The following is a 13,380-nucleotide window of genomic DNA, read 5'->3' as shown; positions in this document are numbered from 1 at the left end:
GGTTTTTTCGGGGTGGGGGAGAGTTTGAGAGGGGGAGGGGCAGTTTTTGCCCAAAAAACGCCCCTCCCCCTCTCAAGCCCTGTCGAACAGAAAACGAACCACAGGGAACCAGGTCATGGAAAAAAGCAAACTGGCCGCCGCCATGTTCATCGTGGGCAGCATCGGCCTCTTCGTCCACTACATCCCGCTGCCCCCGGCGGTCATCGCCTGTGCCCGGGCCGTCATCGGCACCCTCTTCCTGCTGCTGGTGCTGCGCCTGAAAAAAACGCCCCTGCACGGTCAGGCCATCCGCAAGAATGCCCTCTGCCTCCTGCTCTCCGGCGCGGCCCTGGGCTTCAACTGGATCTTCCTTTTCGAGGCCTTCCGCCATACGGGCATCGCCGTGGCCACGCTCTGCTATTACATGGCGCCGGTCTTCGTCATCCTGCTCTCGCCCCTGGTGCTCGGCGAACGCCTGACCCGCCGCAAGATCATCTGCACCCTGCTGGCCGTGCTGGGGGCCGTGTGCATCTCCGGCGTGTTCACCGGCAGCCGGCAGGACCCGCGCGGCATCGCCTTCGGGCTGGCGGCCGCCCTGCTCTACTGTTCCCTCATCCTCCTCAACAAGCGTCTGCGTGGACTGGATACGCTGGAGACCACCTTCTGCCAGCTCTGCACCGCCGCCCTGGTCATGCTGCCCTATGTGCTGCTGGGCGGCCATCTGCACGGTCTTGCTCCCGCGCCGTCCACGCTCTTCCTGCTGCTGGTGGTGGGCATTGTCCACACCGGCCTGGTCTATATCCTGTTCTTCTCGGCTGTGGGCCGTCTCCCGGCCCAGACCACGGCCGTGCTCAGCTATGTGGATCCCGTCACCGCCATCCTGCTGGCCACCCTCTTCCTGCACCAGCCCTTCGGCCTGGCCGAAGCCTGCGGCACCGTCCTCATCCTGGGCGCTACGCTGGCCAACGAACTGCCGGGGAAAGCCCCTTCCCATTCCTGAGATTAAGGAGATACCATGTCCGGCCTGTTCCACTCCCTTCTAAGCAAAAAGCATGCGGAACCGGAATGCCTCACCGCACAAGGCATCGCCGCCCGTCTGGAACGCATGTTTTCCGAAGCCGCGTCCTACATCATCATTATTTCTCCCTATATCAAACTGAATCTTCGCCTTCGTGATATTCTCGGTGAAAAGAAAAAAGCCGGTGTCGACATCACCATTATCCACAAAGGCCCCTTCACGGCCACGGACATCGCGACACGTCATTTCCAGCGCAGCAATTTGCATGCGGCCTGCTTCCTGACGGAAAAGGCGGCCCTTATCGGCAGCATGAACTTGTATGACTACAGCCAGGTCAATAATGACGAGCTGGGGATATACATGGAAAAAGAGGACTTTCCCGGTACTTATGCAACCATCCATGCCGAGGCCCAGCGCTTGTGCCGGGACTTCACACCGCCCCCGCCCGCCGCGAAAACGCGCCCTGCCCGCTCCGGCCGAAAGCAGGTCTCATTGGAGCGCGGCAAGTATTACAGCCCGGAAGAGATGAAAAAATTCTTTGCCTTCGAAAATGACCATCCGGGCGGCATCCGGCCGACAAAAAACGGCAATGTCGTGCTGTGTTCGTGGTCCAGAAGCCGCTACACCAACCGGGAAGAGGATGGCATCCTCTATTATCAGGGCCAGAACACCGGCACGGAGACGCAGTTGCTCATCTACGGGAACAAGACCCTGTACGATTGCTTCGAGCATCCTGAAGCCCGCATCTTCTTTTTCAGGGATGGTGTGTTCGCGGGGGAAAAATACATCTGCCAGCGTCCTTTTCAAGAAAACGGTAAATGGATCTTCCCTCTAAAGGATAAGTAAGCTCTGCTGCCGGATACTCTCCCTTTTTTGCCGCATCCTGCCCGCCCCCTTTACTCCCGGCGGGCAGTCCTTATCTGTAGGGTCCCGGCGCGTCGGCGACCGGGTGTTTTCAACCAAGGAGTATCCCCATGCAGGTCCTGCTCATCAACGGCAGTCCCCATCCCAAGGGCAGCACGGCCACGGCCCTGGCCACTGTGGCCCAGCAACTGGAAAAGGCCGGTATCGAGACCACCACGCTTCACGTGGGCCACAAGGCCATCCGCGGCTGTATCGCCTGCGGCAAATGTGCCCGGACCGGTCTGTGCGTCTTCAAGGACGATCCGGTCAACGAATGCGTCGAACGCATGCGTGAGGCCGACGGTCTGGTGGTGGGCTCGCCCGTCTATTATGCCGGGCCCAATGCCAGCCTGTGCGCCCTGCTGGACCGCATGTTCTACATGAAGTCCGCCCCCTACGCCTTCAAGCCCGCGGCCGCTGTGGTGAGCTGTCGTCGCGGCGGGGCCAGCGCTTCCTTCGACCGCCTCAACAAGTATTTCACCATCGCCCGCATGCCCGTGGTCTCCTCCCAGTACTGGAACTCCATCCACGGCAACAATGCGGAAGAAGCCGTGCAGGATGCCGAGGGCCTGCAGATCATGCGTACCCTGGGCGACAACATGGCCTGGCTGCTGCACTGCATCGAGGCCGGCCGCAAGGCGGGCATCACCCCGCCTGCCGTGGAGCCCTGGCAGCCCACCAACTTCATCCGCTAGACTGGCCGGGCGACACCCGCACGAGGCATCCGGCGGCACTGCCATGCCCCTGTGCGCTCTGCCCATCAGGCAACAAAAAAGAGGCCCTTTGCGGGCCTCTTTTTTATGGCAGCCTGAAAGCCGCGCTTTACGCTCGTGCAAGACTCCTTCTGCCGTCCCGTGCTACAACGGCGGGATCGTCCCTTCCGGGACGCGGACCATCAGCACCACATTTTCGTGGAAGGAGGAAGCAGGATGAACGCATGGCTGCTCCTGATACTGGCAGGACTGTGCGAGATAGGCTGGCCGCTGGGCCTCAAATGGGCGCAATCGGGCCTGTGGCGTCTGCCCGAATTCATCATGGCGGGCGTCTGCATGCTCGTCAGCGGCGCCCTGCTCTTCATGGCCCAGAAGCACATCCCCATCGGGATGGCCTACGCCGTCTGGACAGGCATAGGCGCGGCCGGTACCTTTCTGGCCGGGGCCCTGCTTTTTGGCGACCCCATACAGCCGCTGCGGCTTGCGGGCATCGCGCTCATCATCGCGGGCGTGGCCCTGCTCAAACTGGCCTGAGTGTCGGCACATGGAATGGACGGGAAAGAGGCGGACGCCTGAAGGGACCGGCTGTCCGGCATCGGGAAGAGGCCCAGCCCGGTAAAGGATGCGGCAGGGACAACGGCGGGAACGCCGGAGGGTACGGGGCGGCGGCATGGCTCCGGGCCTCTGCCCCAAGGCCGGAATGCCCTGTCTGCGGGAGGCACACATGATCATCACCACGGAACGCCTGCACTATCTTTGGGCCGTGGCCGAGACCGGCTCCTTCGCGGCCGCCGGACGCCGTCTGGGCGTGAGCGGCGCGGCCGTGCAGCAGGTCATCCGGCATTTCGAGCAAGATCTGGACGCGCCCCTGTTCCGGCGCAGCCCGGGCCGCAGTCCGGTGCTGACCGACCTGGGGCGGCAATTCTACTTCCACGCCCTGGACATCATCCCGCGCCTGGAGGGGCTGGAGAACCTGGCCGCCACACGGGGCCAGGGGCAGGAAGGGCAGCTGCGCATTGGCCTGCACGGCTTCGTCATGTTCCCGGAGGTGCGGGCCGCGCTGGTGGAACTGCAACAGGCCTTCCCGCTGCTGGAGATATTCCTGTATGACGGCGAGGATTCCGTCCTGCATTGCGACAAGCTGCGCCAGCTGGACAGCAGCGCCCGCCATACGGTGGACATCCTGCTGGCCCCGGCGCGCCTGCGCTACGATCACGGCGGCCAGTCGGTCATGGCCGGGCGTATCATCTGGCGCGTGGTGGCCGCTGCCGACCATCCCCTGAGCCGCATCCGGGGCAGTCTTTCCCTGGACGACCTGTTGCGGCACCGCCAGCTCCTGCCCCTGCCGGGCGTCATCAGTTCCGATGCCTTTTACGACAGTTTCCGCTTCAGCAGCCATCTGGTGCATTACAGCCAGTTCTACCAGTTGCAGGAGATGCTGCTGGCGGGCATGGGCTTTGCGGTCTTCCCGGCCCAGCTGGCCCGCCCTTTTGTGGAACAGGGTCGCCTCAAGCTGCTGGAACTGGACTTTGACGACGGCATCAGCACCACCGCGGTGGAGCTGGCCTGGGTCGAGCCCCTGGGCACGGCCGGTCGCTGGCTGGTGGAACGCCTGCGCGAGCTGCCGACGGAGGAAGGGGGGCGCTGAACCGCGCCGGGCCTACCAGTGCTTGCCCACGGTCATGCCCAGGAAAAGGGCCGCGAAGCCCAGGATGGTCTGGGCGCCGATATTGAACAGCAGCAGAGCCAGACGGGTCTGCCCCAGGGCGAAGGAATCGAAGATCAGGGACGAGAAGGTGGTGAACGAACCCATGAAGCCCACCAGGATGATCAGGCGCACCGTGTCCGAGATGAGCAGGCGCACCGCGGCCAGCTCCCAGATCAGCCCGAACAGGAAGCAGCCCAGCACGTTGACCACAAAGGTCCCCAGCGGATACTGCCGCCCCACCAGCGTGTTGGCCAGTTCCGAAACACCGTAGCGTGCCAGGGCCCCCGCCCCGCCCGCCAGAAAAAGAAGGCCGCAATTGCGCAGCGCCGTCACATCCATCGTCATCCTCCATCATGATCGCAGGCCGGTGGGCCGTATCCGACGCCGCCGCGCCCATCCGCAGCAGGCAGACCTTTACGGCAACGCGCTGACGTCCGCCGCGTCCCGGGCGCACGTCCCCCACGGCAAGGCAGCGGCGGCTTAAAAATGTCAGACGACCGGGCTTTGCAATCCCGCGCTTCTGCTTTAGGGGCAGCTGTGGAGCGATGCCCGGCAACATCCGGTCCCTGCCTGCGATGCCACGCCCCAACAGAGACGTGGCCCACGCCGCCGCTCCGCTGTCTGCCGCCCCGGCAGGCCATGATCCACATGTTCCCGTACTGAAGTCGTCTGACCGGGAGGTCCCATGTTCCCCTTGCTGCACGGACGCCGCTGGTGGCATTTTCGCCGTTTTGAGGGTTTGCTGCTTTCCCTCGTCTGCATGTTCCTGCTGAATATCATTTTTCCCGGAAAAATCTATGGCGGTACGGCCCAGGCCTGCTACCTGCCCCTGCAACTGCTGGCCGGGATCAATCTGTACGGCCGCCTCCGGCCGGGCTTTTGGGCGGCGGCCCTGACGGCCGCGGGCATCCTGGCCCTGCATCCCTTCCAGGCGCTGTCCTCCATGCCCCGGGCGCTCCAGTTCAGCCTGCTTTTGCTGCACGGTCTGTTCTTCTTCATCATCCTGCTGGAAGTCTTCATCCAGCTTTACCGCGCCCAGACGCACCGCCTGCACCTGGATGCCCGGCAGACCCTTTGCGCGGGCCTTTCCGGCCTGCTGCTCATCGGCTACAGCGGCTTTTTCCTCTTCCTGCTGCTGGAGAACTTCCAGCCCGGTTCCTTCCGGGGCCCCGATCCCGGCGGTGTGAGCCTGCAGGATCTTTTCTACTTCAGTTACATCAGCCTCATGACCATCGGCTACGGCGACATAACGCCCGTCTCCTGGGCCGCGCGCAATGCCACCGTGCTGGTGTCCCTGTCCGCCAACATCTACTCGCTGGTGGTCATCGCCTCCATCGTGGGCCGCACCTTTGCCAGCCGCCCCGGCCAGAAGGCGGACAAGGAGCCCGCCCCCAAAGAAAATCCGTAGCGGTACCACAGGGATACTTCCGCCATCCATGTTCCGTATGAAAAGGAAGGGCGTCGTCCCCACCCCGCAGCGCACGACGGATACAGCACACACCTTCCCCTGCCGCCGTGCCCCGTCACAAGGCCCTACACGCGGCGGCGGAACATCCACACCGCCACGCAGACGCAGACCACGGTGATGGCGCAGATCTTGAGCAGGCTCACCGAAGCGGCCTCGAAGGTGATGTCACGCAGGAACACACCCTGCACCAAGGTGGTGAAATGGCGGATGGGGTTGAGCTGGCTGCCGTGCTGCAAAAACATGGGCATGTTGATGACCGGAGTCACGGCCCCGGAAAGCAGGATGCAGGGCACGCCCACGGTGAAGGCGCCCAGAAAGGCCTGCTGCTGGGTGGAGGACAGGGAAGAGATCATCAGGCCGATGCCGCCCGCCGCCAGCGAGAAGATGAAGATGGCCACGTAAAGCAGCACGACGGAGCCCGTGAAGGGCACGCCGAAACCGAAGACCGAGACCAGCAAAAAGATGGTGCCGTGGGCCAGCCCCACCACGCAGCCGGGGATGAGCTTGGCAAGGGCGATCTCGGTGGGTGTGGCCGGCGAGACCAGCAGCTGGTCGAAGGTGCCCGCCTCGCTCTCGCGGGCGATGGACAGGCCCGTCACCACCAGCCCCAGCATGAAGCTCAGCATGCCGATGAGGTTGGGCAGGAAGAACCACTGGAACTCGAAATTGGGGTTGAACCAGCTGCGCTGCCGGATGTCCAAGCTGCCGCCGCCCGCCAGCGCGGCCTGCCTCCCCAGCGGTGTCTGCGCGGCCACCTCGGCCAGCATGACCTGTACATAGTAGGCCGCTATCTGGGCCGCGTTGGAACGCCTGCCGTCCAGCAGCAGCTGCACGGTCACGGGCTCGCCACGGGCGGCCCTGCGGGAGAGCTCCGCATCGAAGACCATGACGAACAGGGCTTTTTCCTGCTCGATGGCCGGGCGCACCTCCTGCTGACCGCGCAGGAAGAACACATGCCGGAAGGTGGGCGAGCCCTCCAGACGGCGTACGATCTCCCGGCTCAGGGGGCCTTCGTCATGGTCGAGCACGGCCACGTCCACATTGCGCACTTCCATGGTGGCGGCCCAGCCGAACACGATGATCTGCATGAGCGGCGGCACGATGAGCAGCATGCGGGAGATGGGATTGCAGAACAGGACCAGCAGTTCCTTGCGCACGATGGCCAGCATGCGCCGGATATGGAGCAGGAAGGCATCGCGCAGCATCAGACATCCAGCCTTTTGACCAGCTTTTTATAGACCAGCCCCAGCATGAGCAGGGCCAGCAGGCTCATGGCCCCCAGACAGGGCCAGAACAGCTCCCAGACGTCCCCGGTCAGGAAGAGCGTCCGCAAACAGGTATTGAAGTAACGGGCCGGCACCAGATGGGTGATGGCCTGCAGGACGGGCGGCATGCTGTTGATGTCGAACACGAAGCCCGACAGCAGCAGGGCGGGCAAAAAGCCGGAAAAAAGCCCGGCCTCGGCGGCCTGCAACTGGCTGTGCAGGCTCACGGAGATGAGCAGGCCCTGCCCCAGGGCGCAGAGCATGAATACCGAGGAGATGAACAGCAGCGCCCCCACCGAGCCCCGGTAAGGCACGCCGAACAGGGTCACGGCGGCCAGCGCGCACAGGCCCATGCTGAACATGCCCATGCAGTAATAGGGGATGAGCTTGCCGAGCAGCATCTGCCAGCGGCTCACGGGCGTGGCCAGCATGGCCTCCATGGTGCCGCGCTCCCACTCGCGGGCAAAGACCAGCGAGGTCAGCAGGGTACCGATGAGCGTCATGATGACCGTGATGGCTCCGGGTACCAGAAAGCGCTCGCTCTTGGCCGTGGGATTGTACCAGTAGCGCTCCTCTATGCTCACCGGGCCGGCCTGCGGCACCCCGCCCGCCTGCCGGGCCTCCTGCCAGCGCAGCAGCACGGCCTGCGCATAGCTCTGAATGAAGCGGGCCACGTTGGGCTCGGTACCGTCCACGATGAGCTGCACGTCCGCCGTCGTGCCCCGGTCCAGCTGGGCGTCGAACTGCTGGCCCAGCACCAGGATGCCCTGCACGGAGGATTCGCGCATCAGGCGCTCGCCCTCGCGCATATGGCTGATGGAACGGATGACGAAGTGCGGCGAATGGGCAAAGTCCGTCAGCAGGGCCCGCGAATGCTGGCCGCCGCTTTGGTTGAACACGGCCAGCTGCAATACGCCCGCGTCCAAAGTGATGCCGTAGCCGAAGAGCAGCAGGAACAGAAGGGGCAGCACACCGGCCACCAGATAGGACGAGGGGTCCCGCACGATCTGCTGGAACTCCTTGCCCACCAGGGCCAGCAATTGCCGCACCCAGAGGCGGCGTGACAGACGTTCTTGCATCAGTATTCCCTCTCCCGGCCTGCCGTTGCAGACGCCACCTTTCCTATCCGCTTTCCCGTCCCGCATCCCTGCCGCCCCGGCGCAAGATTCCGGCCCCCTGCCCTGCCGGTCAGGGCCGGCGCAGGGCGCCCATCAAACGGCAAGGCAGCGCGGCCGTCAAAGCAAGGCGGGGAAGCTGGAGCTACCTTTCCCCCGCAGCCGCATGAGCCATCCCCTATTGCGGGTGCTCGGCATCATAACGCCGGATGCTGGCGATGAAGGCATCTTCCAGCGTGGGGTCGTCAGGCACGCCCGGCAGGCCCCGGCAGGAGGCCTTGAGCTCGTCCGGCGTGCCCATGCTGATCATGGCGCCCCGGTAGATGAGGGCCATGCGGTCACAGTATTCGGCTTCTTCCATGAAATGCGTGGTCACCAGCACCGAGGCACCGGCCTCGGTCATGGCCGTGATATGCTTCCAGAAGTCCCGGCGGGTGCGTGCGTCCACGCCCGATGTGGGTTCGTCCAGAAACAGCACCGGCGGCTCGTGCAGGGTGGCGCACAGCAGGGCCAGGCGCTGCTTCTGCCCCAGCGGCAGGCTGTGGGTGCGGCTGTCCAGATAGTCCGTCAGTTCCAGGGCCTGCGCCAGCACGGGCAGCAGGGCCTTGCGGCGTTCCGGGGCCAGACCGTACAGCTCCGCACAGGTCAGGATGTTCTCGCGCACCGGGATGTCCAGATACAGGGAAAATTTTTGCGCCATGTAGCCCAGACGCGAACGCGCCGCACTGCCCGCACGCAGCAGGTCCACGCCGTCCACGCTGCACTGGCCCGACGTGGGCCGCGACAGGCCGCAAAGCATGCGGAAGGTGGTGGACTTGCCCGCACCGTTGGGCCCAAGAAGACCAAATATCTCCCCGGCGCGCACCGTGAAGCTGATGTGGTCCGCCGCCGTGAAATCCCCGAAGCGCTTGGTCAGCTCCTTGGCCACGATGCGTTCCGGCGCTTCCACGGACAGTTGCGACACATGCCCGCCGCTCTCGCCGCCTGTCCTGCCGTAGGGCGAAGGTTCCTGATTGAGGCCGCCCACCGTGTGCATGTAAGCGTCTTCCAGACGGGCGGGGACGTTCTCGCCCCCGGCCTCGCGCACGGCGGCCCGGGTGCTTTCCGGGGCATCCCGCCCCAGCAGCACGCGGATGCGGCTGCCCTGCATCAGGGCATCTTCCACGCCCGGCGTCCGCGTCCAGCGGGCCAGGGCCGCCTTGCTGCCCTCGCTGCCCGGCGACACATGGAACACGCGCCCTTCCACCCGGGCGGTGAGCCCCTCGGGCGGGCCGTCGTAAAGGATGCGGCCGCCGTCCAGCATGATGATGCCCGGACAGCGCGCGGCCTCGTCCAGATAGGCCGTAGACCAGATGACGGTCATGCCGTCGTCGCTCAGTTCGCTGACCATCTGCCACAGCTCCTGCCGCGACAGGGGGTCCACGCCCACGCCGGGTTCATCCAGCAGCAGCACGCGCGGCGCCCCCAGTAGGGCGCAGGCGATGCCCAGTTTCTGCTTCATGCCGCCGGAAAGGCGTCCGGCCAGACGGCGGGTGAACGGCCCCAGCGAGGTGAAGGCCAGCAACCTGTCGAACAGGGCATCGCGGGCCTCGCCCTCCAGACCGCGCAGACGGGCGTGCAGGCGCAGATTGGCCATGACGGAAAGGTCTTCATACAGGCCGAAACGCTGCGGCATGTAGCCGATGCTGTTGGGTGCGTCCGCCGCCACCTTACGGGCGGGACGACCGAACAGCAGGGCCTGCCCCGCCGCCGGTTCCATGAGCCCGGCCAGCAGGCGCAGCAGGGTCGTCTTGCCCGCGCCGTCCGGCCCCACGAGACCGGTGATGCGTCCGGCCGGGATGCGGGCATCCAGACCGCGCAGGGCCTCCACGGCCCCGAAGCGCATGGCCAGACCGCGCAGCTCCACGGCGATGCCGTCCTGCGGCGTCGCGGCGTCCTGCACAGCCTCCGGGGCGGCCTGTCGGCCGGTTGACTCGCTCCGGTCATCGCCATCGGCACGACCGTGCGCAGACCGGGCCGTGTCCGGCACCCCGGCTGCCCGACGCCGCCACCAGGCGGACCAGAAGGACATTAGGGCTCCACCAGGGTCACGGTCACGGGCATGCCCTGCCGCATGACGTTATCGGGATCGTCCACCTGCACCCGCAGGCGGTAGACCAGCGAGGTGCGCACTTCCATGGTCTCCACGCTCTTGGGCGTGAACTCCGCCGCCGGAGAGATGAAGCCCACCCGGCCCGAAAATTCCTTGTCCGGCACCGCATCCACGCGCACCCGCACGGCCATGCCCGGCTTGATGCGCCCCAGTTGCGGCTCGTCCACATAGACGCGCAGCCACACCGGGTCCACCAGGCTCAGGGTGTACACGGTCTGCCCGGCCTGCACGATGGCCCCGGCCTCGCGGGCACGGGTCAGGACGATGCCGTCCTGCGGCGCGGTCAGCAGCGCATCACGCAGCCGGATCTCCGCCAGCTCCAGTGCCGCCGCCGCGGCATCCACCGCCGCCCGCTGGGCCAGCACCTCTTCCTCGCGGTAGCCGGACAGCAGCATATCGAGCTGTTCCTGCGCCGAGCGCAGCTCCGCCCGGGCCGAGCTGTCCGAACTGCGCGCGTTGTCCAGTTCCTTCTGGGAGATGGCGTTGCGTGCGCGCATGGCGCTGACGCGGTTCAGATTGATGGCCGCATTGTCGGCCACGGCACGGGCACGGGCCACGGCGGCGCGGGCCTGTTCCACTTCTTCCGTGCGGTAACCGCGCTCCAGGCGCAGCAGCTGGGCCTTCTGCCCGGCCAGCTGGGCCGCCGTCTGGTCCCGCTGCTGGCGCAACAGGTCGTCGTCCAGACGGGCCAACTCCTGTCCGGCGCGCACGCTGTCGCCTTCGTCCACCAGTACCTGGGCGATACGGCCATCCACGCGGAAGCTCACATCCACCTGACGGATCTCCACATTACCGTACAGCACCAGGCTCCCCTGCGTCCTGTCCCACAGGAAGTACCAGCCCAGCGCCACGGCCACGCCCACAAGCAGCACCGCTGCCAGAATCTTTTGCCGCATATATCTCTCCCGCATGGAGCCCGGTCAGGAAGGAAGTCCCCCTGCGCCCCGCAGCCCCGGACACGTCTCCATTCTGGCCCCGGCTCGGGAATCCGGCATGATACCGGCCGGATGCGAACGTCAGGGCCCTCAGGCTAGGCAGCATACGAAGATTGTCCCGCCCTGTCCATCCGGGGCGGGGATGGGGATGGCGGCGATGGCGGGGGAGGAAGGGGCGTTTTGTAAAAACTGCCCCTTCCTCCCCCGTACCCCCTCCAACCCCGAAAAAACTTTGCTCCGGTCGTTATGGCAGGTCCCCGTCTTTGAGCGACGGCAGGAGATTCCCGCCCCGGTCCATGAAACAAGAAAGACTGATAGCTGTGCAGGATATAAGGGAAATATGAGCTCTCAGCATCCGGCACGGAAGGTGGAACAAAAGACAGGAGCCCACCGCAGACCGGGAAACACGATCCGGCGGCTGTACGGCAGGCCATGCCGGACAAGCGAAAGATGAGGCCAGGGAAGAACGGGCAGGAAAAGACAGGCCCCATGACGACGGCGCTGGAGAAGCGCAGACAAAAAAGCCCGTCGCAGGACACGACGGGCCGGGGAACATGGACAGGAGAGCCGCTGCCGTCAGGTCAGGACAGCGGAGAAAGGGACAGGCTCACCCAGGCATGGCTGCCGCGGGGCCTTTTCCCGGAAGGGTCAGCGGTCTTCCTCCTTGCGCCGGGCGGAAAATTCTTCCAGACGCTTTTCCCCGGGACCCGGGGCAGGACGACGGGGCATTCAGCCGCAACCGCCATTCTTGAAGACCCAGCGCATGACGAGGAACATGACGATGATGCCGATGACGGCGAACAACGGTCCAGGCATATGACCTCCCGGGCATGATGTATGCCCTGTGGTTACGGGTTATCCCGGCAGCTGCGCTTCGGCACGCCAGGCGGCCAGCGCTTCCGGGAAGGGAGAGAGCACGCGTTCCAGCACGCCCTGCGCCAGCGAGATGCACATGCCGTAATTGGTCATGGGCAGCCCGTGGGCCCGGGCTTCGTCCAGCCGGGCCAGCATCTGGCCGCGCGTGATGGCGCAGGCGCCGCAATGCACCACGGCGGCCGCGTCTCCCGCATATTCGGTAAATTCCTTGCCGGCCAGCATGGGGGTCTCCACGGGGCCGCCGGCCAGCCGGGCCAGCAGGCGCGGGATCTTCACGCGGCCGATGTCATCTTTTTGCGCATGGTGCGAGCAGGCTTCCTGCACCAGCACGGTCTGGCCGGGCCGCAGACGGGTCAGGGCCGCCGCCCCCCGGGCCAGATCCACCAGATCGCCCTTGGTGCGGGCCATGAGGATGGAGAACGTGGTCAGGGGCACGGACGACGGCGTCAGGCGCGCGGCCACATGCACTACCTGCGAATCGCAGACCACCAGATCCGGCGGCTCCCGCAAGACGGCAAAGGCCTGCGGCAGCTGCTCTTCCGTCACCACAAGGCACAGGCAGCGGCCATCCAGGCTGTCCCGGATGGTCTGCACCTGCGGCAGGATGAGGCGGCCCTGCGGCGCCCCGGAATCCAGCGGCACCACCAGCAGCAGCGTGCCGTGCTCCGGCAGCAGGTCGTGCACCAGCGGCGGCTGTTTCAGGGCCCCGGCCGGAGCCAGACGGGCCAGCGCCGCCCGGATGCCTTTCAGTCCCCAGCCTTCCCGGGCCGAGGCCCAGAGCACGGGGACCGTCGCGGCAAGGCCGTCAGGACGCCATGCGGCATCACAGGTATCCGCCGTCCCGCGGCTGTTGACCACCACGGCAAAGGGGATGCCCGCAGCGGCCAGACGGGCGGCGGTGTCGGCGTCCACGGCCTCCCAGCAGGGGGCATCCAGCACCAGCAGGGCCACGTCCACCCGGCGCATGGCCCGCAGGCTGCGCTCCACCCGCTGGGCGCCCAGCGAGGCGTCCCGATCGTCCAGCCCGGCCGTATCCAGAAAGACCACCGGCCCCAGGGGCGCCATCTCCAGCGTCTTTTCCACCGGGTCCGCCGTACTGCCCGGCGTGGGGGAAACGATGGCCACGTCCTGACCCACGAGCGCGTTGAGCAAGGAAGACTTGCCCGCATTGCGCCGCCCGAACAGACCGATATGCAGGCGCAGGGCCTTGGGACTTTCGTTCATGCCGAACTCCTTCATGCTGGCCGC

Annotated in this window: 12 protein-coding genes; 6 read left to right on the top strand and 6 right to left on the bottom strand. The window is 65.8% G+C overall.

Annotated features, from left to right (window positions below; genetic code table 11):
- The first annotated feature begins 115 nt into the window (after positions 1 to 115).
- The 5 genes from HF854_RS05510 (at position 116) to HF854_RS05490 (ending at position 4,261) form a co-directional block, all read left to right on the top strand.
- Complete coding sequence (locus HF854_RS05510) at positions 116 to 979, top strand: DMT family transporter (RefSeq protein ID WP_168935394.1); 864 nt, start codon at positions 116 to 118, stop codon at positions 977 to 979.
- A gap of 15 nt (positions 980 to 994) precedes the next feature.
- Complete coding sequence (locus tag HF854_RS05505; protein WP_168935393.1) at positions 995 to 1,843, top strand: hypothetical protein; 849 nt, start codon at positions 995 to 997, stop codon at positions 1,841 to 1,843.
- Between the two features lie 128 nt (positions 1,844 to 1,971).
- The gene (locus HF854_RS05500; protein ID WP_168935392.1) at positions 1,972 to 2,595 is read left to right on the top strand and encodes a flavodoxin family protein; all 624 of its coding nucleotides are present in this window, start codon (positions 1,972 to 1,974) and stop codon (positions 2,593 to 2,595) included.
- Positions 2,596 to 2,829: 234 nt separating this feature from the next.
- Positions 2,830 to 3,147: a DMT family transporter gene (locus HF854_RS05495; RefSeq protein WP_168935391.1), complete on the top strand. Its 318-nt coding sequence runs from the start codon at positions 2,830 to 2,832 to the stop codon at positions 3,145 to 3,147.
- A gap of 190 nt (positions 3,148 to 3,337) precedes the next feature.
- Positions 3,338 to 4,261 carry a LysR family transcriptional regulator gene (locus HF854_RS05490; RefSeq protein ID WP_168935390.1) on the top strand — a complete coding sequence of 308 codons (924 nt, stop codon included), beginning with the start codon at positions 3,338 to 3,340 and terminating at the stop codon, positions 4,259 to 4,261.
- A 12-nt stretch (positions 4,262 to 4,273) separates the two neighbouring features.
- On the opposite strand, the gene HF854_RS05485 is transcribed toward HF854_RS05490, so the two are convergent.
- Positions 4,274 to 4,666 (bottom strand): fluoride efflux transporter FluC, encoded by a 393-nt coding sequence (locus HF854_RS05485; protein WP_006009305.1) that lies wholly within the window; start codon positions 4,664 to 4,666, stop codon positions 4,274 to 4,276.
- Between the two features lie 340 nt (positions 4,667 to 5,006).
- Between HF854_RS05485 and HF854_RS05480 the strand changes: the two genes are divergently transcribed.
- Positions 5,007 to 5,729 (top strand): potassium channel family protein, encoded by a 723-nt coding sequence (locus HF854_RS05480; RefSeq protein ID WP_168935389.1) that lies wholly within the window; start codon positions 5,007 to 5,009, stop codon positions 5,727 to 5,729.
- A gap of 125 nt (positions 5,730 to 5,854) precedes the next feature.
- On the opposite strand, the gene HF854_RS05475 is transcribed toward HF854_RS05480, so the two are convergent.
- The 5 genes from HF854_RS05475 to hydF form a co-directional block, all read right to left on the bottom strand.
- Positions 5,855 to 6,994 (bottom strand): ABC transporter permease, encoded by a 1,140-nt coding sequence (locus tag HF854_RS05475; protein ID WP_168935388.1) that lies wholly within the window; start codon positions 6,992 to 6,994, stop codon positions 5,855 to 5,857.
- Complete coding sequence (locus HF854_RS05470) at positions 6,994 to 8,133, bottom strand: ABC transporter permease (protein ID WP_168935387.1); 1,140 nt, start codon at positions 8,131 to 8,133, stop codon at positions 6,994 to 6,996. Before HF854_RS05470 ends, HF854_RS05475 begins: the two co-directional genes overlap by 1 nt.
- Before the next feature lie 214 nt (positions 8,134 to 8,347).
- Positions 8,348 to 10,240: an ATP-binding cassette domain-containing protein gene (locus tag HF854_RS05465; RefSeq protein ID WP_168935386.1), complete on the bottom strand. Its 1,893-nt coding sequence runs from the start codon at positions 10,238 to 10,240 to the stop codon at positions 8,348 to 8,350.
- The gene (locus HF854_RS05460; RefSeq protein WP_168935385.1) at positions 10,240 to 11,217 is read right to left on the bottom strand and encodes an HlyD family secretion protein; all 978 of its coding nucleotides are present in this window, start codon (positions 11,215 to 11,217) and stop codon (positions 10,240 to 10,242) included. The genes HF854_RS05465 and HF854_RS05460 overlap by 1 nt, the downstream gene beginning before the upstream one ends.
- An 894-nt stretch (positions 11,218 to 12,111) precedes the next feature.
- Entirely contained in the window at positions 12,112 to 13,356 is a 1,245-nt protein-coding gene (gene hydF / locus HF854_RS05455) for a [FeFe] hydrogenase H-cluster maturation GTPase HydF (RefSeq protein WP_168935384.1), read from the bottom strand.
- Positions 13,357 to 13,380: the final 24 nt, after the last annotated feature.

It is taken from the genome of Desulfovibrio piger, from assembly GCF_012843875.1.
Taxonomy (GTDB): domain Bacteria; phylum Desulfobacterota; class Desulfovibrionia; order Desulfovibrionales; family Desulfovibrionaceae; genus Desulfovibrio.
Note: the sequence above shows the minus strand (reverse complement) of the source record. Positions and strands in the feature narration are given on the sequence as shown.

Coding starts and splice junctions, on each gene's coding strand:
- HF854_RS05465 (WP_168935386.1), bottom strand. CDS start 10,240: ATGTCCTTCTGGTCCGCCTGGTGGCGGCGTCGGGCAGCCGGGGTGCCG.
- HF854_RS05460 (WP_168935385.1), bottom strand. CDS start 11,217: ATGCGGCAAAAGATTCTGGCAGCGGTGCTGCTTGTGGGCGTGGCCGTG.
- HF854_RS05490 (WP_168935390.1), top strand. CDS start 3,338: ATGATCATCACCACGGAACGCCTGCACTATCTTTGGGCCGTGGCCGAG.
- HF854_RS05485 (WP_006009305.1), bottom strand. CDS start 4,666: ATGACGATGGATGTGACGGCGCTGCGCAATTGCGGCCTTCTTTTTCTG.
- HF854_RS05480 (WP_168935389.1), top strand. CDS start 5,007: ATGTTCCCCTTGCTGCACGGACGCCGCTGGTGGCATTTTCGCCGTTTT.
- HF854_RS05505 (WP_168935393.1), top strand. CDS start 995: ATGTCCGGCCTGTTCCACTCCCTTCTAAGCAAAAAGCATGCGGAACCG.
- HF854_RS05475 (WP_168935388.1), bottom strand. CDS start 6,994: ATGCTGCGCGATGCCTTCCTGCTCCATATCCGGCGCATGCTGGCCATC.
- HF854_RS05495 (WP_168935391.1), top strand. CDS start 2,830: ATGAACGCATGGCTGCTCCTGATACTGGCAGGACTGTGCGAGATAGGC.
- HF854_RS05500 (WP_168935392.1), top strand. CDS start 1,972: ATGCAGGTCCTGCTCATCAACGGCAGTCCCCATCCCAAGGGCAGCACG.
- HF854_RS05510 (WP_168935394.1), top strand. CDS start 116: ATGGAAAAAAGCAAACTGGCCGCCGCCATGTTCATCGTGGGCAGCATC.
- HF854_RS05470 (WP_168935387.1), bottom strand. CDS start 8,133: ATGCAAGAACGTCTGTCACGCCGCCTCTGGGTGCGGCAATTGCTGGCC.
- hydF (WP_168935384.1), bottom strand. CDS start 13,356: ATGAACGAAAGTCCCAAGGCCCTGCGCCTGCATATCGGTCTGTTCGGG.